This window comes from Anaerostipes sp. PC18 (assembly GCF_039789045.1).
Lineage (GTDB): Bacteria > Bacillota > Clostridia > Lachnospirales > Lachnospiraceae > Anaerostipes > Anaerostipes hominis.
Window position 1 is genome coordinate 181,291 of sequence record NZ_CP121164.1, and the last position, 20,452, is coordinate 201,742.

A 20,452-nucleotide genomic window follows, 5' to 3' on the forward strand; every position below is an offset into this window, starting at 1 on the left:
GCTCTAAGGCGGCCCTAGAAAGGTTAAATTATGAGATATATAAGTGAGCTGCATGAAGGAGATATGGTTTCGGAGGTATTTTTGTGCAAGACAAAGACATCCGGCACATCAAAATTTGGAAAGACCTATTATTCTCTTTCGCTCCAGGACAAAACCGGAATGATCGACGGAAAAGTATGGGAACTTAACAATGCCATCGGACATTTTGAGGCCATGGATTATATCATGGTGAAAGGGAAGGTCACAAACTTCCAGGGAAATAATCAGCTGAATATTGAAATGATCCGGAAGGCAGATGAAGGAGAATACCAGATTTCCGATTATATGCCATCCACAAAAAAAGATATCGATGAAATGTTTGATGAGCTTTTAACAATGATCCAGAGAATTCAGAACCCGTATTTAAAAGAACTTGCCATGAAGGTTTTCGTAGAAGATAAAGAGTTTGTAAAGAAGTTTAAGATTCATTCTGCTGCAAAAAGTGTACATCACGGATACATCGGCGGCCTGCTGGAGCACTCTGTCAGCGTGGCAAAGTTATGTGAACAGTATGCAGTTCTGTATCCGCAGTTAAACAGAGACCTGCTCGTCACAACGGCACTGTTCCATGATATCGGAAAGGCAGAGGAGCTCTCAGCATTTCCTGAAAATGATTATACAGACGAAGGCCAGTTAGTGGGACATATTGTCATGGGAACGATCAAGCTTTCCAAACTCATGGATGAGATCCCGGGATTCCCTGTAAAGCTTGCCAACGAAGTGAAACACTGTATTCTGTCCCATCACGGGGAACTGGAATTCGGTTCACCGAAAAAACCTGCATTGGCAGAAGCACTTGCACTGAGCCAGGCTGATAATCTGGATGCTAAGATGGAGACATTTGCAGAGGTGATCGAGAAGAAGCAGGAAGGCCAGGAATGGTCCGGTTTCCAGCGTTTGTTTGACACAAAGATCAGAGAATCATCCATTTAATTTTCATTCATGGATGATGAAATAAGAGGTGCCTATGGAATTTAAAAAGAATCAATTAGTGGAAGTGGAAATTGATGATATGGGCAATGAAGGAGAGGGCATCGGCCATGCAGACGGCTATGCCCTCTTTTTAAAAGATGCCGTCGCGGGGGACAAAGTCCTTGCCCGCATCATCAAGATAAAGAAAAATTATGGATTTGCAAGAGTAGAAAAACTGCTTGTCCCGTCTCCTGACCGTGTGGAGCCCAAATGTCCTTCCGCACGTCCGTGCGGTGGATGTACTCTCCAGCATCTGTCTTATGAAAAGCAGCTGGAGTATAAATTTAATAAGGTAAAAAACTGTCTGGAACGAATCGGCGGGATTGAAAATGCAGGCTCTTTCATGGAACCGATTTATGGAATGGACGAGCCGTATTATTATCGGAACAAAGCCCAGTTTCCTGTGGGACGGAACAAGGATGGAAAACTGATCACCGGGTTTTATGCGGGACGGACTCATTCTATTATTGACTGTACCCACTGTTCAATTCAGCATCCGGTCAATGAGGAGATTCTTAAAAAGGTTCTTGATTACATGGAGAGGAACCATGTGGAGCCTTATGACGAAAAAAATCATAGAGGATTGGTGCGCCATATCATGACCCGGGCTGGGTTTGTCACAGGGGAAATCATGGTATGTCTCGTGGTGAACGGCAGGAAGAAGGATCTTCCGAATCTTTCTAAACTGGTGGAGTCTTTAAAAGAGGTTGAGGGTATGACCAGCATTTGTGTCAACAGCAACCGGGAGAGGACAAACCGGATTATGGGAAGTAAGGTAGAAGAGGTTTATGGACCTGCTTATATTTATGACTATATTGGGAATGTGAAGTATCAAATCGGGCCGCTGTCATTCTTTCAGGTGAATCCAAGGCAGACGAAGGTTCTGTATGAGAAGGCCTTGGAGTATGCCGAGCTCTGCGGGGATGAAACTGTGTGGGATCTTTACTGTGGGATCGGAACGATTTCTCTGTTCCTGGCACAGAAGGCAAAGCAGGTCTATGGGGTTGAGATTGTGAAGGAAGCCATTGAAGATGCCAGATTGAATGTCAGGATGAACCGTATGGATAATGTGAAGTTCTTTGTGGGGAAGGCGGAGGAAGTACTGCCACGAGAGTATGAGAAGAATGGGGTTTATGCGGATGTGATCGTTGTTGACCCGCCCCGGAAAGGGTGCGATAAGGCATTGCTCGATACTATGGTTAAGATGGGGCCGGAGAGGATTGTGTATGTCAGCTGTGATCCTGGGACATTGGCTCGGGATTTGAAGGTGCTGGGGGGAGAAGGATATGAAGTTCGGAAAGTGGCGGTTGTGGATCAGTTTGGGCATACGGGGCATGTGGAGACCGTGGCACTATTGAAGAGGAAAGGGCAGTAGAGTTTTCCGCCAGAAAATTGATTCGTCATTGGACGGTAGACATGCCTGGGAACTCCAGTGTTTTAGAGGAGAAGAAAATCTATTATGAAAGAACTAAAAGAATTAAATATTAAAAGCATAGAAGAAATCAAATCATTATTTGCAGAGATTTTTACAAAGGAGCCCTGGAATGATGATTGGAGTGACTTGGCACAACTGCATGAATATATTATGGATTTAATAGGAAACAGGAATTCTTTAACATTGGGTCTGTTTAAAAATGATGAACTCATTGGCCTTTCAATGGGAAGCATCATGCATTGGTACGGACTTTTTACAAGCCGTTGAACAATATGCCAAAAGCAAACAGGTAACGCATATTTTTTTACAGACAGAGAGAACTGTTCCCGCTTTTAATTTTTATAAGAAAAATGGTTTTATTGAATTAAAAGACCATATTTCACTCTATAAAGAATTTAATTAAAGGAGAGTGCCATGGAATATAAGATCAGACAAATGTATCCAAATGAATACCCTTATCTAAAAAAGTTTTTATATGAGGCAATTTTTCAAAAAGACACGGAAACTCTTCTGCCAAAGGAAATCATCGATGAACCAGACTTAAATATATACATAGAGAACTTTGGAAAAGAACACGATCATTGTCTCTGCGCCGAAGCAAACGGAAGAATCATAGGAGCAGTCTGGACACGGATCATATCCGGATATGGGAATATAGATGACGTGACTCCCGAATTTGCAATTTCCCTTTACAAAAAGTATAGAGGAAAAGGAATCGGTACAAAAATGATGCAGGAGATGCTGTCTCTTTTAAAATCAAAAGGATACAAAAAGGCTTCTCTGTCAGTACAGAAAGAAAATTATGCATTTAAAATGTATCAGAATCTCGGCTTTAAAATTATCGATGAGACAGAGGAAGAGTTTATTATGATGTATGATTTGACAAAAACAGTTATTTAGCCGCTAGTGTAAGGAGGAATCAGGTTGATGAGAGAAGAAAAAACATCTCCAAAAGAAGCTATCAACGAACTATCACTGCTTTTAATGTATCTAACAAGATTCAGCCACCAGGATAGATTTTCATTAGAAAAAAACAAAGCCTGGAAAGGGTATCCCTTTCATGCCTTGGATGATCTTGAGGAAGAAGGGCTGATTGATCAGGGAAGCCATCGCTCTAAATCTGTACATATTTACGAAGAAGGATTGGAGAAAGCAAAAGAATTACTCGTCAAATATAATATAAAAGACTGGGATGAATGAGCAGACAACAAGCAATATTTAAGAAGAGAAAGGATTATGGCATGCCTGTCAAATTGGAAGACACAACAAAAGCGAGAAAACTGTTCGGAGAATGGAAGGAAACTTTAATCTGGTCCTGTCTTCAAAAGGTCATGGGAGACATCTATGTGGACAATACTTCAGATCCACAGTCCGCTATGGCTGTTCTTGGTGATTTCTGTTTTTTTGCCGGAAATGCAGAGGAAGATTTAGTCTCTTATAAACCGGAAAACTGTTTCCAGGACTTTATTATTATGGTGCCGCAGTCTGAGGAATGGGCAGAACTGATCGTCAAAAAGTATGGAGACAGAGCAAAACCAGTAACACGTTATGCCATAAAAAAAGAACAGAATATTTTTGATAAAGATACTTTAAGGCCTGCCGTCAATTCGTTAAAGCCGGGATATACCCTGCGAATGATTGATGCAGACCTTTTTGCGCTATGCAGATCAAGTGCATGGTGTCAGGATCTGGTCTCACAGTTTGAGGACTATGAGACATATAAAAAGCTCGGCATAGGAATTGCCGTATTAAAAGGAGAATCGCTCGCAGCAGGAGCTTCTTCTTATGCAAGATACAGAGAAGGAATTGAAATACAGATTGACACGAAGGAAGAGTTCCGGCGAAATGGACTGGCTTATGCTTGTGGAGCAAAGCTGATACTGGAATGTCTGAACAAAGGTCTGTATCCGAGCTGGGATGCCCAAAATCAAGCATCCGCTGCACTTGCAGAGAAATTAGGATATCATTTTGACCATGAATACAAAGCATTTGAAATATGGGGATATTAAATGGAGATCAGGTTATTAAACGAGGAAGATGACATCGATGCAGTCTGTGGTATCTATGCGGCCAGTTGGAAAAGTACATATAGAGGCATCATCCCTCAGGAGTTTCTGGATAACATTGATAAAGAAAAATGGCGTGAGGGAATTCAAAATTCTGAATTGATTTCATTAGTCATGATGAATGGTGAAAAGATGATCGGCACGGCCTCCTACTGTGCTTCCAGATTCATCAGTCTTAAGGGGTTTGGGGAAATCGTCTCGCTCTATTTGCTTCCGGATTACTATGGAAATGGATATGGCAGACAGCTTTTGCAGGCGGCGGTTGACGGACTGTCTGAGATGGGATTTTCAGAAAAAGTAAAGGAAGAAGCAAAGAGAAAATCAGATTTCAGGTGTGTCATCTGTCAGGAACCGTTTGTTGAAGTACATCATATCATTCCTCAGAATGAGGGAGATGAAGATACGATTGAGAATGCTGCGCCCCTTTGCTCCAGATGTCACGATCTATATGGAGACAACCCTGCAAAAAGAAAACAGATCCCTCAGATGAGAGACTATTGGTTTGAAGTCATGGAGAAGAGAAATAAAGAAGGTTTGGATGCGTTAGTACCGATCGCGTCCGATCCCGACAGAGTGAATGCCCTGCGGGACAAGGGGATAGCCATCCAGCATACTGTTTTTGCAGAGAGTAAAGGTATTAAGGAATTTATTCTTTTATTTACGATTTCTTTCTTTTTTCTCACACAATACATTTCTATTTATCTTACAGCAAATTTCCATAACAGCAAATTCATAATGGATCAAAGGGCTGAGAAAAGCCCGCTTTTAGTAAACGCAGCTGCGGCAGGGGTCATTGGCCCGGCGACCGAGGAACTTTTATTCCGCAGATTTCTGTACAAAGGATTAAAATCGATGGGGAAAGAAAAGTCGTCTCTGATTTCCAGTGTTATTTTCGGGCTGTGTCACAGACATGTGATCCAGGGGATCTATGCAGCATTGTGGGGGAAAGAAGCATCACAGCTTAAAAGCACCTTTTTCAGCTCATATGATCAGCAATCTGCTGTCCTTTTTACCGATCCTTTGGATCAGCCTGAATCATTGTGAAAAAGAGGTATAAGGGATGCATTCTTCCTGTCTTATTTATGCCCGTATCTGTAAATCACTTCTTTAACATTCGCCAAAGCGTACTCCGGCTGATTCCAAGCCTCTTAGCGGCTCGTTCTTTATTTCCGGCTTCCTCCGTAAGCACCATATGGATGATCTGGTCATTGATCTCATTTAGTGTGCCGGTAAGATCCAGACCGGAAATATCAGCAGAAGGATCGGCGGAGGGTTCGTTGTCCAAAATTTCTTTTACGTTTTCATAAGTAATATATGGAGTGCGGGTTATAACCACCAATTCTTTGATTATATGGTGCAATTGATCGAGGTTGTTAGGCCATGAAAAAGCAGTCATCAAATCCATAGCTTCCGCCTCAAAGCCGATAATCTGCTTGCCGGTAGCGACATTCATACGATGAATATAAAGCGTGGCAATGCTCGATAGATCCTGAATGCGATCTCGAAGCGGCAAAAGCTTCAAAGTCATGCAGGATAATTTGTTCTCGAGATAATTTCGACATATTTCCGTCTGATCCTTTTCTGAGGAATTCAGGATCAGCGAAAAAATCAGCCGGTTCCTTCTGGCGAGCTCTGAATTATCAATATAAGAAAAAAGCTTGTCCAATTGATTTTTCGAAAGCGCTCCCGGATTTTTGATATAGATGTTTGTATTCACATTTGCGAATGGCGAATCTGAATTATTGATCAGGGCATTCCATTTTCGTTCCCCCATAAGTTCACAATTGATGATATATAAAGGGGAAGAATTCCCGGAGCTGTTGGAATATAAAAGCTTTGCAACTTTATCTTTCCCTGTTCCGGATTCTCCTATAATCAGTACCGGCTGTGTGCTCTTTGCATACGCTTCGATAATATCGGCCGTACGTCCCACTTGGTGAGAGCCGTTGTATTCATCGGCGAAATCTTCTGAGTTCGAATCCAAATGATTGTAAATAGTAATTACTGAGTCTTCTTCGGAAAAAACGGCATGTTTCTGTTGGATGGTTATTGCTGTATATTTCTGGTCTTCATAGAATAAATGCCGGTTTGTAAGGATGAAGATTTTATCGCGGATCTGTCTGGTAACTGTCTGACCCGAAACTTTCAAAAAAGCCCGAAGATAAGTCTGTACAAGATTCATAAGGACTGTATTGCTGTCGTTATTTGGAAGACTGGAAAACCATAAGGCTCCGGCTGGATTAAAAATCAGAAATTCCCGGTCTTCATTGGTCAGAAGAGCCTGAAACAGATCTTTCTGTTTGTGAACATGAGCAGAAGACGCCACGAGTTTGACGGCTTCATCAATTGCAGAAGTGATACTTTCGCTTCCGGAAGAAAGAAGGATAGAATTCATCCCCAGCTTCCTGGCTGCATTTAAACCTGTCATATCACAAAGAGCCAATGTACAGCCGTTCTGCTGCGCCTTCCTGATTGCCGGCAGAGCATCCGATTCGTTGGTAAACGTTACAATATCAATATCATACTGCAGTAGGTCGCAGAGCACTTTGGCGCAGTTTGTGATCGAAGAAAATCCGGCGATTATAAACTTGCCGGAATAGCTTTCCACAAGTTTAATTGTGCGGAGCACATCATACACGGAAATCGGGATATCGATTACCGGGAGCTCGACGTTAGAACGTATCAATTCGGCAGTTCCGCCTCTTGAAATAATAACGTCATAATTATTATGTGCCAGTTCGAGGGCGATTTTTTTGCCGTTATCCAAATCGCCTGTCTGTACCGTCATGCGGATATCATCTCTTGTCTGTGCGATTGCAGATATGGCATCCGCCATTCCTTCATAAGGAGCTACTGCAAGTATCTTGGTTTTCTGCATATGGATTTCCCCTTTGTAAAAAATGAATTTTTATCGTTGAGATATTCGCTTTCATATAGATTTATTATATACTTGAACGTATCAAAATGCAACAAAAATTAAGCTGGATGTTTCAAAATAAAACGATAAAATGAAATTGTGCAATTGAATAACGAGGTTTTAAGAAGTAATATGTTAAACAAGAAAAGCAAAGAAACACAAAATATTTCAAAACGAATCAAAGGAGGAAAGAAAATGAGTTATCAGATTAAAATTCCGTCATATATCTGCGGAGGGGAGGGATGCATTGAAAATGTAGCTGCAATCATCGAAAAAGAACATGCAAAGAAGATTATTGTATTTACAGATAAAGGCATCAGACTTACAGGACTTTTGGATATACTGACGAAAATACTTCATAAAACAACGGCCGAATATCAAGTATTTGACAATTTGACTCCGGAACCGGCATATCAGGATGTAGAAAGAGTCATGGATGAGGTCGCGTGCTACAATGGTGATTTTATTATCGCGATTGGCGGCGGAAGCGTTATGGATGCGGCAAAGCTCTGCAGTATATTAAAAGACGCTCCTTATACGATAAAAGATCTTCTGAGAGATCCTGCAATTGCTGAGAAACAGATTAAGACCCTGATGATTCCTACTACTTGCGGAACCGGATCGGAGGCAACATGCAACGCTATCGTAGCCATTCCGGAAGAGCAGTCAAAGAAAGGAATTGTGAACGATAACATGATTCCGGATTACGTATTTCTGGATCCGCAGATGATCAGAAAGCTTCCAAAATCTATCATTGCAGCAACGGGCGTGGATGCGCTTGCCCATGTAGTAGAGTGCTTTACCTCAAAAAAAGCGACTTCGTTTTCCGATACGTATGCAATGGCCGGTGCAAAACTGATCTTTCATAATATCAGAGAAGCTTTCAATGATGCAGATCATATGAAAGCAAAGGGTAATATGATGCTTGGCGCGTTCTATGGCGGAGTCGCTATCACAGGAAGCGGTACAACGGCTGTACATGCGCTGTCATATCCATTGGGCGGAAAATACCATATTGCGCATGGCGTATCCAATGCAATCCTTTTTGCACATGTAATGGAATTCAACAAAGACGCCTGCAGGGAAAGACTTGCGGAATTGTGCGACGGAGTGTTCCCGGAGCTTTTCGAAAAAAATGTGGATGAAAAGGCGGACTATATGATCGAACAGATTGTAGACATTGTAAGAGTGACAAACATTCCAACAGACCTGAATGAATTCGGAGTAAAAATGGAAGACCTTGATTTCCTTGTAAAGGCAGGAAGCGATCAAAAAAGACTTTTGGTAAATAACATGAAAGAATTATCACTGGATGATATCAGGGGTATTTACCTGAGAGTTCTGAAATAAAACAATTATCAAAGAAAGGGCAGGAGAAATGGAAAAGAAACCAATTATCGGAATTACAATGGGAGATCCCTCGGGAAATGGATCTGAAATCTCCGTAAAAGCACTTTCAGACCCGGCTGTGTACGAAAGATGTAAGCCAATCATTATTGGAGATGCGAATTGCATGAAAAACGCAGTGGAGTTTCTTGGGAAAGACAATGAAATCCGGATCCATGCTGTAGAAAATGTAAAAGATGCGGTATTCCAACACGGAACGATCGACGTCTATGATATGAAACTGGTCGATATGAAAAAGCATATATACGGTAAAGTTTCAAAAATGTGTGGGGAAGCCGCATTCCAGTATGTTGTGAAGGTGATCGAGCTTGCAATGAAAAACGAGATTGATGCAACTGTAACTAATGCGATCTGCAAAGAAGCCATTAACATGGCAGGGCATCATTACTCCGGACATACAGAGATTTACGCAGATTATACAGATACCGGCAAATACACCATGATGCTCGCCCATGGCGATCTGAGAGTTGTACATGTGTCCACGCATGTTTCTCTTCGTCAGGCATGCGAGAGGGTAAAAAAAGAACGCGTGCTGGAGTGCATCAGAATTGCCAACGATGCATGTAAAGCGATCAGAATTAAAGAGCCGAAGATTGGCGTGGCAGGTCTGAATCCGCACTGCGGGGAGAACGGAATGTTTGGTACGGAAGAGATTGAAGAGATTCAGCCGGCTATTGATGCGGCGCTGGAAGAAGGGATTCATATTCCGGAGAAGAAGCCGACGCCTCCGGATTCCATTTTCTCTAAAGCAATCGGGGGCTGGTATGATATTGTCGTTGCAATGTATCACGATCAGGGACATATACCGCTTAAGGTAGAAGGATTCAAATACAATAAGGAGCAAAAGAAATGGGACGCCGTATCCGGCGTCAATGTAACGCTTGGCATTCCAATCATACGCGTATCTGTAGATCATGGAACCGGATTTGATCTTGCAGGAACAGGAAAATGTAACGAATTAAGCCTTGTAAATTCTATTGATTATGCGATCCGCCTTGCAGAAAACAAATAATAGCGGGAGGAAAACGACGTGGTAAAACTGTTGATTATAGCCGATGATTTTACTGGTGCTTTGGATACAGGAATCCAGTTTAAAAAACGTGGCATCAGCACACAGGTTTTCACAAAAACAAAGTTGGAGAATAGTGAAATCAGACCAGACACAGAGGTTCTTGTGATCGACAGTGAATCAAGGCCAATGCAGAAAGAAGACGCGTATCTGAAAGTAAAAAAGATTACAGAGTGGGCGATTGCCCGCGAAGTACAGATTATTTTCAAAAAAACAGATTCTGCGCTCAGGGGAAACATAGGGGCCGAGGTAAAAGCTGTCGCCGATGCAGCGGGAAACGGCAAAGTGTTCTTCCTTCCCGGTTATCCGGAAATTCACAGAGTTACAAAGAACGGGACTCATTATATAGACGGTGAATTGCTGGAAAACAGTGTATTTGGAAAGGATCCATTTGAACCGGTAAATATGTCGTACATACCGGATATCATCAAAAAAGAGAGCGATGTTGCCGTAGAGGTGTTAAAGAGAAGCGAGAAGATTCCTGAACTGGCAAAAGACCAACCGGAGATTATCGTATGTGATACGGTCAGTACAGAAGACATTGATAACCGACTGGACGAGCTGATTGAGAAGAACGCTCTCGGGCTGTTGGCGGGGTGCGCAGGACTGGCAGATCGTCTGGTAGAAAAAATATCTTTCAACCGGCAAGGAGAGATGGCATTTCACAAGACTGACGGGATGTATGTAGCATGCGGAAGTCTGAACAAGATTACAGAACAGCAGGTTTCGTATGCGGAAAAGAACGGCGGATTTACAAGAATCCATCTGACAATGCATCAGAAACTGATGCCGGAATATTATGGGACGGCGCAGGGAAGATCATTTACACGCGAAATAGCGGGACTCTGCCAGCGCAGGAAGAAAGTGATTGTTGATACATTTGATTCGGATGACAGCAAAGAACAATTTCTGAAAGACCACAAGATAGAACAGGAATCTGTCAGATTCAGAATCTCAGATTCGCATGGCTGCATTGTCAACGAACTGGTAAACCAGGGGCTGGATCTTACGATCCTGATGACGGGCGGGGATACGCTGATGGGATATATGAAGCAAATCGGATGTACGCAGATCGAACCAATATGCGAAATTGAACAAGGCGTTGTTGTATCAAAAATTAAATGCGGAGGCCATTCCATACAGGTAATATCAAAATCAGGTGGATTCGGAACAGTCGATATCCTGTGCCGAATCGCAGAGAAAGTGCTTCATAAAAATTCAAAATTGAAAGGAGAACGCATCATGAAAAAAGTTGAACTGAAGGGAATTATCACACCAATTTTAACACCGATGAAAGCGGATGAAAGTATGAATACAGAGGAACTCCGCGCACAGATTGAACGTCTGATTGACGGCGGTGTGCATGGTATTTTCCCGTTTGGAACCAACGGGGAAGGTTATATCTTAAGCGAGAATGAGAAGGTTGAAGTGCTTGAAGCAACGATCGATCAGGTAAAAGGACGTGTACCTGTATATGCAGGCTCCGGATGCATTTCCACAGCAGATACCATCCGTATGAGCAGGAAAGCGGAGGAGCTTGGGGCAGACGTGCTTTCCATTATTACGCCAAGTTTTGCGGTCGCATCTCAGAAAGAACTGTATGACCATTATGTAGAAGTTGCAAAACATGTGGACACGCCGATTGTACTTTATAACATTCCGGCACGCACAGGCAACAAACTTCTTCCGCAGACGGTCGCCAGGCTCGCCAGAGACGTAGATATTATTGTCGGGGCAAAGGATTCCAGCGGGGACTGGGAGAACCTGAAAGCATACATTCATCAGACTCAGGATCTTGACAAAGATTTCTTTGTATTATCAGGAAATGATTCCCTGATCCTTCCGGCATTAAAAGAAGGGGGAACTGGCGGGATCGCCGGATGCTCCAATGTATATCCTCATGTACTTTCTTCTATTTACAATCTTTTCAAAGAAGGGAAACTGGAAGATGCGCAGGCGGCGCAGGATTCTATCGCAAGTTTCCGCGCAGTGTTCAAATATGGGAATCCGAACACAGTAGTTAAGAAGGCCGTTGCGATGCTTGGATATCCGGTAGGAGAATGCAGAAGGCCATTCAACTATCTGTGCGATGAAGGCGTAGAAGCGCTTAAGAGGGTTTTAAAAGAGAACGCTGATAAGGGTATGAACTAAATAAAAGATTAGAAAGAAGCGAGGAATAGAAGATGAAATTTGTAATGACACAGGCCGTGTGCCCGGAAGGGCTTCAGATGCTGGACGGAATCGCGGATGTTTATGTTGCAGATAATCAGGATCCAAACAATTATCTGGATGAAATGAAGAATGCAGACGCTCTGATCGTAAGGATTGCAAAATGTGACGGACATGCCATCGAGAACAGCCCGAATCTGAAGGTTATCGGGCGTACAGGCGTAGGATATGATTCCGTAGATGTGAAGACAGCTACAGCGCATGGGATCCCTGTAGTTATCACACCGGGAGCCAATAACAGAAGCGTTGCAGAGCATGCGGTGGCGATGATGTTCGCACTTTCCAAAAATCTGGTGGAAGCTCAGACGGAAATGTGTAAAGGCAACTGGGAAATCCGTGGAGCTAAAAAAGCATTTGAGCTGGAAGGTAAGAACGTTGGGATTCTTGGACTTGGGGCAATCGGACGTGAAACTGCAAAGATCTGTAAAGGATGTGGAATGAAAATAGCAGCCTATGATCCGTTTTTGTCAAAAGAACAGGTAGAAGGTTACGGCGCAGAGTACTATGAGAACTATGAAGAGCTTTTGAAAATCAGTGACGTAGTATCCATTCATGTGCCTCTCACCGAGGAAACCAGAAATATGATTTCCAGAAAGCAGCTCTCAGAAATGAAGAAAACGGCACTGATCATTAACTGCAGCCGCGGCGGAATCATCAACGAAGCAGATCTGACAGAGGCATTGAAAGCAGGTGAAATTGCAGGGGCAGCAACGGACGTATTCTGCAATGAACCTCCAAAGACAGATGATCCGCTTTTGAATTGCCCAAATCTGATTGTAAGCCCTCATTCGGCGGCACAGACAAGAGAAGCGGTCATTAAAATGGCTCAAATGTGTGTGAAAGGCTGTCTGGCAGTAGCAGAGGGAAAGAAATGGCCATTCGTAGCAGACAGGTCGGTATATGATCATCCGAAGTGGAAAGACACGGAGTATGCAGAAGTATAAGAAGCCATAATAAAGGGCTGAACTCTTATATTTGAGTGTATAAAGTTAAGTTACAAGAAAAACTATGTGGGGAAACGGAGAAAAAACTATGAGTTCAAGTATTATAGCAATTATAATTGCAGCAATTACAATTGTACTGTTCATGTGGAATAAATTGCCAATGAGCGTTGTGGCTATGGGAAGTTCCGTAGCAATGGGAATTCTGATTCCGCAGATGGAACTTTCGGAAGTATATGCCGGATTCAGCGCTCCTGGCTGGGCAATGGTCGTCGGGATGTGTATCGTAAGCGCGGCGCTCTTTGAGACCGGCATGGCTCAGAAAATCGGCGACAGAATTGGAAATTCATTTTTAGCAAAGACGGAACGCAGATTTATCGTAACAGCAAGCGCTGTATGCTGTTTGATGTCAGCGTTTATGAGCAATAACGGAACAGTAGCTATCTGGATGCCTCTGATCGCTGTTGTAGCGGCTGGATCAAACGGACGGATCCGATCTAAGATGGTTATTTTCCCGGCGGGAACTGCAGCAATCATTGGGGGGGCATGTACGCTGGTCGGGTCTACATCACAGCTTGCGGCGAACGCGGTGCTTCAGGGATATGACGGATATAAAGATGGACTTGGAATGTTTGATATGACAAAAATCATGCTTCCGGCAGCTATCGTGCAGGTTGTCTTCTGGGGGACGATCGGATATACTTTGCTGAAGAAAGTTCTGAAACCGGAAAGTCCGGACTTCAATGTGGGAAACATGTATGCAGATGCCCCGGCAGTTGAAGAAAAAAGCACAAATGATCCGGCGGATGGCAAGAAAGGAGCTATTTCAGTATTTACAATGCTTCTGTGCATTTTCTTATTCGTGGCGAGTGGATTTGAACCATTTAAAAGCCATTTTACAATCGGCGTTATCGGTATGTTAGGTGCAGTTATCGTTCTTGGAACAAAATGTATTCCGGTCAAGAAAGCTTATGAAGAGCTTCCTTGGGATGTACTGATTACAATCGGCGGTATCGGCGGACTTGGAGCGGGACTTGATAAATCAGGCGGCGGAGCTTTGATCGCAAACGCAGTACTGAATCTTTTCGGAGGGAAAAACGCTTCCGTAGTAGTTCTTACAATTGTAATTGCAGTTTTAACAAGCGTACTGACGAATTTTATGTCGAACAATGCAACGGCGGCTATGATCAGCCCAATTGCTATCGCAATGGCGCTTGGTCTTGGAATCAGTCCGGTTCCGTGGGTTATCGTAATTGCGGCGTGTTCGAATCTGGCAATTGCAACATCTTACGGAACAGCTGTCAACATGCAGATTTTACCGGCCGGATATAAATTCTCCGACTTTGTCAAGATTGGCGGGCCATTGCTGATCATATTGATCGCAGTAGTTACTGTAAGTTCAGTAGCATTCCTCTTCTAAAGTTAAAAAATAAACCGCATAGTAGGAAGTATAGTGGAATTATAGCAGATGTTATAATGAAACTGTACTTCCTGTTGTGCATTGTTTTCGCGAACAGTACATCATACAAATATACTTGAAGATTATACGGCTGCAGACCACCCCACGGGTCTTCGGCTTGTGCCGGCCAGCAGCCGATGGAATTTATATCAGGAAGGAACAGTAAAATGTCAATAAAATCAGATTATAAGGATTATGAGGAGCATCGGAACAGAATTGCAGGTAAAAAGACAGGAAAATTTTTTATTAATCAGGAATTGCGCTATGTAAAACCATTTCAAATTTATGGAAATTTATACTATGTTGGTGATAGCTGGGTCTGCGTGCATATTGTGGACACGGGAGAAGGTCTTCTTATGTTTGATGCTGGGAATTGTGGAGCGCAGGCAGTGCTGATACAGTCAATTTGGGAAATGGGTTTTAATCCGGCAGACGTAAAATGGATTATTTTATCGCATGGCCATGTTGATCACTTTGGCGCTGTAAATTTTTTTAAAAACATGTTCGGAACCAAAATCTACATGGGTGAACCGGATGTAAAAATGTTTCGGGAACATCCGGTTACGCCGATGCCAAGTCTTGTGAATGGATATGCCGAGATCACGGAAGAATATTTGCAGAAGATGAAGGAGCAAGAGTATTTGAGAAATTCGATCAAGAGAGATGTCTCGGAATAGAGAAAATGAGCTGTAATAACAGGGCCTTGAGCATCGGATAAAGAAGATGTTTACGAGGTCTGCTGGTAGCAGCGTGAGAATGAGAACAATCGGTAAAAATATCTGCCAAAGAAAGCTGTTTGTATGTTATCATATAGGTGCAACTTCTTTTTTGGTGATATTGCTAATTGTTATTTGACATCTCAATTTTACCATAAATCATTGAGGAGTTGTTTTGTAGCAAAAAGAATGCCGTATTTATGCGGATTCCGGCGTTTCGCAAATGCCTATTTGTTATAATAGAAATAGAGGAGTACAATATGACAAAAGACAAATTAGCGTTGGAGATCATAGAGAGGCTGAAAAAGGAGTATCCTGATGTAGGGTGTACTTTGGATTATGACCAGGCATGGAAACTGCTGGTGAGCGTGCGTCTGGCGGCACAGTGTACAGATGCCAGAGTCAATGTGGTTGTTCAGGATTTATATGAAAAATATCCGGATGTGAATGCTCTGGCAGAAGCAGATCCGGCGGACATAGAGGCGATCGTCAGGCCGTGTGGGCTTGGACGAAGTAAGGCGAGAGATATCAGTGCCTGTATGAAAATATTGAGAGACGAATACGGCGGCGGAATTCCGGATAACTTTAAGGCTCTGATGAAACTTCCGGGGGTAGGACGTAAGAGCGCCAACCTTGTGATGGGCGATGTTTTCGGAGAACCTGCAATCGTCACGGATACTCACTGCATCCGGCTGGTGAACCGCATGGGACTGGTGGATCAGATCAAAGATCCAAAAAAAGTAGAGATGGCACTCTGGGAGATCATACCTCCCGAAGAAGGAAGCGACTTCTGCCACAGGCTGGTATTTCTCGGAAGGGATATCTGTACTGCAAGGACAAAGCCACACTGTGAGGTATGCTGTCTGAAGGATATATGCCCCAAAGAAGGGTTATAGTGTCGGGACAGAGGACTGGGAGGAGGAGCCGGCATGAAGAAACAAAAGTTATTCAAAACCAATGCTGCAGAAAGGTGCATCGGGAAGGTCTTGTCAAAAAATCAGGTTGCCATGTATGCCTTTTTCCTGTTGGATATTGATAACTTTAAGCAGGCCAACGGCCGGTTCGGCCATGTGTTTAGGGATATGGCTATTAAAGAGTTTATAACAGTTATACGAGGGCATATCCGTGAAAATGATATTCTGGGGCGGAACAGACTTTGTCTCGCTGTATAATCATGCGGATGCGGCTCTCTACAAGACAAAGCAGAGAGGAAAAAACGGATATACAATTTCTGGCCGATCATAAACTGTATGGAGAAGGGAGTAAATCGTACTGTGATTTACTCCCTTATTTTAATGCTTTCTTTTGCTCAGAAGAGAAAGAGGAAATCGTTTCCTGAAAAGGGGAAGGGACTTTAACCCCACGGGTTCTGGTTTCCATCTGGCATAGAGCGTGTAATGCTCCGTGCTTCCGTGGGGGATCATATTTATCTGTTTTCCGCCGAATGGATCGTCATACCATCCGAGGAAGGCAAGGCCCGGAAGTTCTTCCGGAGGATTCAGGATGAGATCAGGTGAATCTGTCGTATAAAAAACTGGGTTGGTGTTTGAGGATTCCAACAGGTTCTCATAGCGTATCCTGAAACGGACGGGAGCCAGCAGGACAAAAGTTCGGTCAGGATTTAGACGAAATTCCCAGCCGTTAAACCTGTGGGACGGCATCCGAAATTTTTCGGCGTCCGAAGGCTGAAGACCGAAATATTCGGATAAAGGGGCACAGATGACGATTGGATTTCCTTCCTTGTTTGGAGAAATATATTCGGAATTCTCAAGACGGATACATGCATTGGGATGGAGGGTGTTCTGCAGGTAGAGATGAGTATCAGCATCTTTGAGGAAAAAGCCGTCATATAAATTTGGTCCTTCCTCAAGAATAAGAGAACTGCCGCATTCAAGAGAGATACCGACTCCTGCTTTCTTGGCAAGGTTTTGTGAAAGCCGTGTGGTGCCTCTTAAACTTACAATATTGCCAAAGCCATGGGACAGGATACCGCCGCCGCACCCAAAACGAGCCGTATTGTCCTCGATGATACAGTCATATAGGTTTGCATCCGCAGCGCCTTCTTTGGAATCAAGAAAGATTCCTCCGCCTGATCCTGCCTGATTTTTGATAAACTCTGACGATGTCAGGGAGAGATTTTTTGCTTTAGATGAAGACTCAGACAGAAAGGCCAGCCCGCCGCCGGATTTTTTTGCGGTGTTTCTGGAAAATGAAGTCTGTGACACATTGACAATGCCGCTGCCGGATGAACTCATGGCAATACCGCCGCCGTCAGAAGAAGAAATATTTTCAAAAATCCTGCTGTCTGTAAGGTGAAAGGAAAATTCTCCGCTGCCTGCACTAAAAACAATGCCTCCGCCGCAGGAAGCCGCCCGGTTTCCCTTTATATCAGAATTCATCAGTGCCAGGCGGACAGATTTTTTTGAAGAACGATTAGTGAGTGAAATGCCTCCGCCCTGTCCATCGGCTTTGTTTTTGGAAATAGAACATTCATTTACTGTAACTGAGGCACCTGTTTGGGAAACCAGGCAGAGACCTCCCCCGTTTTCTTTTGCACTGTTTTCAGAGAGGACAGAGTCCTTTTCGATATCCAGCTGATCTTCCTCACTGCAGCCGAAGAAGTAAATACCTCCCCCGTAAGCAGAGGCATTTCCGGAGATCCTCACATTACCTGACACTGTGAGGGAAGAAGGTATTTCAGCATCTTCACGGAAGCCTGAGAAATTGATGCCGCCACCGCATCCCAGGGCAATGTTATCAGTTATGGCTGACGAGTCAGAAACGGTGAGGATGCTTCCCGCCCGCTTTTCAAAAGAGCGAAGATAGATCCCGGCGCCGTGGGCCGCAGTATTGTGGGTGATCAAAGCGCGTCCCAGGATTGAAAGTTTATCATCGGGATGTTTGACAGCGGCCATAACAGCTCCTCCGCAGAGTCTGGAGGAGCAACCCGAAATCTGCGAATCTTCGGTCATCAGGAAATTGTTTGGAAGGGAAGCGATGCCTGAAAAATAAACGCCTCCCCCTTCTGTATAGGAATGGTTGTTTCGGAGAACTGTACCGTGTTTCAGAATGAGCGTACCGCCCGAAATCAATATTAAGGAACGGTTCATAGGATCTCTGCCTGAATGGAGTTCCTTTTGACCGTCTAACACAATGTTTTGAAGGGTGAGGCTGCCTCCTTCTAAAACATGAAACATAGAAGAGGGAAAGGAAGCATCCTTATAAAGGGAGACCGGACATTCATCGGAACAGCCAGTGAGTGTCAGGGAACAGCGGACAGTGATCTGTTTGGAGACTGTGAAATCTGAGACTGCCTGAATGTGAGTTTCTTTGGAAGCCACAGCGTTCAGAAGCTCAGTTTGATTGGAGACTGGAGTCAAAATATCACCTGCTTTTTTCAGTTCAATCTTATATTTAGTATATGCAGAAATAACAGGCAAGGGGAATGGTCAAACTCGCCCAAATTTTCAGGTAAATATACTTTTAATATTCCAATTTCATCTAAGGCCCCTTCAGGAGCATATGAGATATCTGGTGTAAGGATTGCTGATCAGGCCGGTGATTTAAATCAAAAATGTGTCATAAACAATGGAAATAATAGAATAGACATAAAAGATGAGTTTGATGTTGACTTTCAATATTTCATTAACAATCCAAACATTGTATCTAAACTGAAATCCATGCAGACAGGAAAAGTTGCCATGATCAATTTCCCCAACAGCAGCTATACCGCAAAGAAGGCTTTCTTTGATGCAATCAAAGGAAAGGATAAAACTATTGTTTTTTCAAATGATGGTATCCTATCCAGCAGGCTGAATCTCTATTATCCATTGAAGAAACTGAAGGCAAAAAAAGATATTATGTAAAAGTCCGCGCATTGAAAAATATAAAGAAAAATGGTGTGCATAGGAAATGGCCATGCATGTACATGACCATTTCCGGCACTTTATTTTAGATATTTCATCTGTCTACTTGACAAGGGGCTGATCACAAACCTAATATTTTGGATGCCGCCTTAAATAAATTTACTTAAAACATTTTATCCTGTGGGAACAGAGATTTTACATGATCTATTTCTTCCTGAGTGGCAGGTGCTGCAGGAACATAATACTCACGTTCTCTGGCAAGCTTATAAATCTCTTCCTGAGACATTTCACACTGGTTCCTCATCTGTTTTAATGTCTGCTTTAATTCCTGGTTTTCCGACTGGGCGATCATTCCGCCGTACCTTGTCAGCTCTCCGTTTACGCCGGCAAGCGTATCGGCTACCATTGTCTTATCATCTAACATTTTGCTTCCTCCTTACTTAAGAAACTGCATTAATTTTTGTTTACTGTCCATTGCTGACTGAGCGGATTGCTGAAAGAATTTTTTCAGAGCGGGATCTGTCGCCTGGTCTGCATAAGCCTGCATTTTGCAGTGTGTGGTGTCAAAACCGCCGATTAAGTGACGAAGGTTCTGTAAATCTAACATAGATATATTTGCCATTGTAATGCCTCCTTTAAAATTTATTACCTCTTTAGTATCCCAAACAATTTTTATAGTATGCGAAATGAAAACAGCTGTATAAATTTGATTGATTTTGTAATAAAATTTAATTAAAAAATGAATGAATTTTTTATGGAGGTTTTATTTTGAGGCATATCTATCAATGGGAAAAGGCAGAAGCAGAAAAATTTTCAAAAATTTATAAACTGATGACAGAGGCTTTTCCGCCAAGTGAAATAAGGAATGAAGAAGGTCAGAGAAACCTTCTCGGCCGTTCGGCGTATCAGCTTTATACAGTGAAACAAGAAAGCGAAATCCATGGCCTTCTCGCCGTGTGGGAGTTTGACACATTCGTTTTTATAGAGCATTTTGCGGTTGATGCATCCTTAAGGGGAAATGGAATCGGGGGAATGCTCCTGAATGATTTTTTGAATAATACGGAAAAAACAGTGTTTTTGGAAGTAGAAGAGCCGGGAACAGACTTGGCAAGGAGAAGGATAGGATTTTACGAAAGAGCCGGGTTCTGCCTCAATGATTTTGATTATATACAGCCGGATCTCCAGCAGGGACAATCCTCTCTGCTGCTGAAAAATATGACATATCCAAAGAAGTCATCGAAAGAAGATTTTGAACGGATGAAACAGCAGATTTTTGAGACAGTGTATGAGATACAAGCTTAAAGATCCCCACAGGGCACACCCTCCGAGTATAAGA

20 protein-coding genes and 3 pseudogenes are annotated in these 20,452 nt (G+C 43.0%); 18 read left to right on the top strand and 5 right to left on the bottom strand.

Annotated features, from left to right (window positions below; genetic code table 11):
• Positions 1 to 30 precede the first annotated feature (30 nt).
• The 7 genes from P8F77_RS00925 (at position 31) to P8F77_RS00955 (ending at position 5,556) form a co-directional block, all read left to right on the top strand.
• Positions 31 to 972 carry an HD domain-containing protein gene (locus P8F77_RS00925; RefSeq protein ID WP_006567930.1) on the top strand — a complete coding sequence of 314 codons (942 nt, stop codon included), beginning with the start codon at positions 31 to 33 and terminating at the stop codon, positions 970 to 972.
• Positions 973 to 1,006: 34 nt separating this feature from the next.
• Complete coding sequence (gene rlmD, locus P8F77_RS00930; protein WP_024728909.1) at positions 1,007 to 2,386, top strand: 23S rRNA (uracil(1939)-C(5))-methyltransferase RlmD; 1,380 nt, start codon at positions 1,007 to 1,009, stop codon at positions 2,384 to 2,386.
• A gap of 84 nt (positions 2,387 to 2,470) precedes the next feature.
• Positions 2,471 to 2,713 carry a hypothetical protein gene (locus P8F77_RS00935; RefSeq protein WP_024728908.1) on the top strand — a complete coding sequence of 81 codons (243 nt, stop codon included), beginning with the start codon at positions 2,471 to 2,473 and terminating at the stop codon, positions 2,711 to 2,713.
• A gap of 147 nt (positions 2,714 to 2,860) precedes the next feature.
• Positions 2,861 to 3,346, top strand: coding sequence for a GNAT family N-acetyltransferase (locus P8F77_RS00940; RefSeq protein WP_024728907.1), 486 nt, complete (start codon positions 2,861 to 2,863; stop codon positions 3,344 to 3,346).
• Between the two features lie 27 nt (positions 3,347 to 3,373).
• Positions 3,374 to 3,646 carry a DUF6429 family protein gene (locus tag P8F77_RS00945; protein WP_024728906.1) on the top strand — a complete coding sequence of 91 codons (273 nt, stop codon included), beginning with the start codon at positions 3,374 to 3,376 and terminating at the stop codon, positions 3,644 to 3,646.
• 41 nt (positions 3,647 to 3,687) lie between these two features.
• Entirely contained in the window at positions 3,688 to 4,455 is a 768-nt protein-coding gene (locus tag P8F77_RS00950; protein ID WP_024728905.1) for a GNAT family N-acetyltransferase, read from the top strand.
• A complete protein-coding gene (locus P8F77_RS00955; protein ID WP_081723909.1) occupies positions 4,456 to 5,556 on the top strand; it encodes a GNAT family N-acetyltransferase in 1,101 nt (366 codons plus the stop codon). It begins immediately after the preceding gene.
• A 55-nt stretch (positions 5,557 to 5,611) separates the two neighbouring features.
• Here P8F77_RS00955 and P8F77_RS00960 read toward each other — a convergent pair whose 3' ends face one another.
• Entirely contained in the window at positions 5,612 to 7,390 is a 1,779-nt protein-coding gene (locus P8F77_RS00960; protein ID WP_006567920.1) for a sigma-54-dependent transcriptional regulator, read from the bottom strand.
• 234 nt (positions 7,391 to 7,624) lie between these two features.
• On the opposite strand from P8F77_RS00960, the gene P8F77_RS00965 reads away from it, so the two are divergent.
• The 7 genes and pseudogenes from P8F77_RS00965 to P8F77_RS00995 all read left to right on the top strand — a co-directional run.
• Positions 7,625 to 8,779, top strand: a complete 1,155-nt coding sequence (locus P8F77_RS00965) for an iron-containing alcohol dehydrogenase (protein ID WP_129701925.1) — start codon at positions 7,625 to 7,627, stop codon at positions 8,777 to 8,779.
• Positions 8,780 to 8,807: 28 nt separating this feature from the next.
• Positions 8,808 to 9,848, top strand: a complete 1,041-nt coding sequence (gene pdxA, locus P8F77_RS00970; protein ID WP_024728903.1) for a 4-hydroxythreonine-4-phosphate dehydrogenase PdxA — start codon at positions 8,808 to 8,810, stop codon at positions 9,846 to 9,848.
• A gap of 18 nt (positions 9,849 to 9,866) precedes the next feature.
• A pseudogene (locus P8F77_RS00975) lies at positions 9,867 to 11,030 on the top strand (four-carbon acid sugar kinase family protein); the annotation flags it as partial.
• A gap of 117 nt (positions 11,031 to 11,147) precedes the next feature.
• Positions 11,148 to 12,056, top strand: a complete 909-nt coding sequence (gene dapA, locus P8F77_RS00980; RefSeq protein WP_024728922.1) for a 4-hydroxy-tetrahydrodipicolinate synthase — start codon at positions 11,148 to 11,150, stop codon at positions 12,054 to 12,056.
• Positions 12,057 to 12,088: 32 nt separating this feature from the next.
• On the top strand, positions 12,089 to 13,078 hold the full coding sequence (locus P8F77_RS00985) for a hydroxyacid dehydrogenase (protein WP_024728902.1): 990 nt from the start codon (positions 12,089 to 12,091) through the stop codon (positions 13,076 to 13,078).
• Between the two features lie 88 nt (positions 13,079 to 13,166).
• Positions 13,167 to 14,495: an SLC13 family permease gene (locus tag P8F77_RS00990; protein ID WP_024728901.1), complete on the top strand. Its 1,329-nt coding sequence runs from the start codon at positions 13,167 to 13,169 to the stop codon at positions 14,493 to 14,495.
• A 395-nt stretch (positions 14,496 to 14,890) separates the two neighbouring features.
• A pseudogene (locus P8F77_RS00995) lies at positions 14,891 to 15,046 on the top strand (MBL fold metallo-hydrolase); the annotation flags it as partial.
• Positions 15,047 to 15,168: 122 nt separating this feature from the next.
• Here P8F77_RS00995 and P8F77_RS01000 read toward each other — a convergent pair.
• Positions 15,169 to 15,344 (bottom strand): annotated as a pseudogene (locus tag P8F77_RS01000) (ISNCY family transposase); the annotation flags it as partial.
• A gap of 166 nt (positions 15,345 to 15,510) precedes the next feature.
• Between P8F77_RS01000 and nth the strand changes: the two are divergent.
• Positions 15,511 to 16,146, top strand: a complete 636-nt coding sequence (gene nth / locus P8F77_RS01005) for an endonuclease III (protein ID WP_024728899.1) — start codon at positions 15,511 to 15,513, stop codon at positions 16,144 to 16,146.
• 33 nt (positions 16,147 to 16,179) lie between these two features.
• Entirely contained in the window at positions 16,180 to 16,422 is a 243-nt protein-coding gene (locus P8F77_RS01010; protein WP_006567910.1) for a diguanylate cyclase, read from the top strand.
• A 120-nt stretch (positions 16,423 to 16,542) separates the two neighbouring features.
• Here P8F77_RS01010 and P8F77_RS01015 read toward each other — a convergent pair whose 3' ends face one another.
• A complete protein-coding gene (locus P8F77_RS01015; protein ID WP_347256230.1) occupies positions 16,543 to 18,402 on the bottom strand; it encodes a right-handed parallel beta-helix repeat-containing protein in 1,860 nt (619 codons plus the stop codon).
• A gap of 207 nt (positions 18,403 to 18,609) precedes the next feature.
• Here P8F77_RS01015 and P8F77_RS01020 point away from each other — a divergent pair, with 207 nt between their 5' ends.
• Complete coding sequence (locus tag P8F77_RS01020) at positions 18,610 to 19,116, top strand: hypothetical protein (RefSeq protein WP_095143003.1); 507 nt, start codon at positions 18,610 to 18,612, stop codon at positions 19,114 to 19,116.
• Positions 19,117 to 19,279: 163 nt separating this feature from the next.
• Here the strand turns inward: P8F77_RS01020 and P8F77_RS01025 are convergent, their stop codons facing one another.
• Together P8F77_RS01025 and P8F77_RS01030 are read right to left on the bottom strand one after the other, a co-directional pair.
• A complete protein-coding gene (locus tag P8F77_RS01025) occupies positions 19,280 to 19,540 on the bottom strand; it encodes a spore coat protein (protein WP_006567907.1) in 261 nt (86 codons plus the stop codon).
• A gap of 12 nt (positions 19,541 to 19,552) precedes the next feature.
• Positions 19,553 to 19,738, bottom strand: coding sequence for a hypothetical protein (locus P8F77_RS01030; protein ID WP_006567906.1), 186 nt, complete (start codon positions 19,736 to 19,738; stop codon positions 19,553 to 19,555).
• Positions 19,739 to 19,884: 146 nt separating this feature from the next.
• Between P8F77_RS01030 and P8F77_RS01035 the strand changes: the two genes are divergently transcribed.
• On the top strand, positions 19,885 to 20,418 hold the full coding sequence (locus P8F77_RS01035; RefSeq protein WP_024728896.1) for a GNAT family N-acetyltransferase: 534 nt from the start codon (positions 19,885 to 19,887) through the stop codon (positions 20,416 to 20,418).
• Positions 20,419 to 20,452 lie beyond the last annotated feature (34 nt).

What these genes read in the sequence shown, in the direction of transcription:
- P8F77_RS00925 (WP_006567930.1), top strand. Translation starts at nt 31, where the DNA reads ATGAGATATATAAGTGAGCTGCATGAAGGAGATATGGTTTCGGAGGTA.
- rlmD (WP_024728909.1), top strand. Translation starts at nt 1,007, where the DNA reads ATGGAATTTAAAAAGAATCAATTAGTGGAAGTGGAAATTGATGATATG.
- P8F77_RS00935 (WP_024728908.1), top strand. Translation starts at nt 2,471, where the DNA reads ATGAAAGAACTAAAAGAATTAAATATTAAAAGCATAGAAGAAATCAAA.
- P8F77_RS00940 (WP_024728907.1), top strand. Translation starts at nt 2,861, where the DNA reads ATGGAATATAAGATCAGACAAATGTATCCAAATGAATACCCTTATCTA.
- P8F77_RS00945 (WP_024728906.1), top strand. Translation starts at nt 3,374, where the DNA reads ATGAGAGAAGAAAAAACATCTCCAAAAGAAGCTATCAACGAACTATCA.
- P8F77_RS00950 (WP_024728905.1), top strand. Translation starts at nt 3,688, where the DNA reads ATGCCTGTCAAATTGGAAGACACAACAAAAGCGAGAAAACTGTTCGGA.
- P8F77_RS00955 (WP_081723909.1), top strand. Translation starts at nt 4,456, where the DNA reads ATGGAGATCAGGTTATTAAACGAGGAAGATGACATCGATGCAGTCTGT.
- P8F77_RS00960 (WP_006567920.1), bottom strand. Translation starts at nt 7,390, where the DNA reads ATGCAGAAAACCAAGATACTTGCAGTAGCTCCTTATGAAGGAATGGCG.
- P8F77_RS00965 (WP_129701925.1), top strand. Translation starts at nt 7,625, where the DNA reads ATGAGTTATCAGATTAAAATTCCGTCATATATCTGCGGAGGGGAGGGA.
- pdxA (WP_024728903.1), top strand. Translation starts at nt 8,808, where the DNA reads ATGGAAAAGAAACCAATTATCGGAATTACAATGGGAGATCCCTCGGGA.
- dapA (WP_024728922.1), top strand. Translation starts at nt 11,148, where the DNA reads ATGAAAAAAGTTGAACTGAAGGGAATTATCACACCAATTTTAACACCG.
- P8F77_RS00985 (WP_024728902.1), top strand. Translation starts at nt 12,089, where the DNA reads ATGAAATTTGTAATGACACAGGCCGTGTGCCCGGAAGGGCTTCAGATG.
- P8F77_RS00990 (WP_024728901.1), top strand. Translation starts at nt 13,167, where the DNA reads ATGAGTTCAAGTATTATAGCAATTATAATTGCAGCAATTACAATTGTA.
- nth (WP_024728899.1), top strand. Translation starts at nt 15,511, where the DNA reads ATGACAAAAGACAAATTAGCGTTGGAGATCATAGAGAGGCTGAAAAAG.
- P8F77_RS01010 (WP_006567910.1), top strand. Translation starts at nt 16,180, where the DNA reads ATGAAGAAACAAAAGTTATTCAAAACCAATGCTGCAGAAAGGTGCATC.
- P8F77_RS01025 (WP_006567907.1), bottom strand. Translation starts at nt 19,540, where the DNA reads ATGTTAGATGATAAGACAATGGTAGCCGATACGCTTGCCGGCGTAAAC.
- P8F77_RS01030 (WP_006567906.1), bottom strand. Translation starts at nt 19,738, where the DNA reads ATGGCAAATATATCTATGTTAGATTTACAGAACCTTCGTCACTTAATC.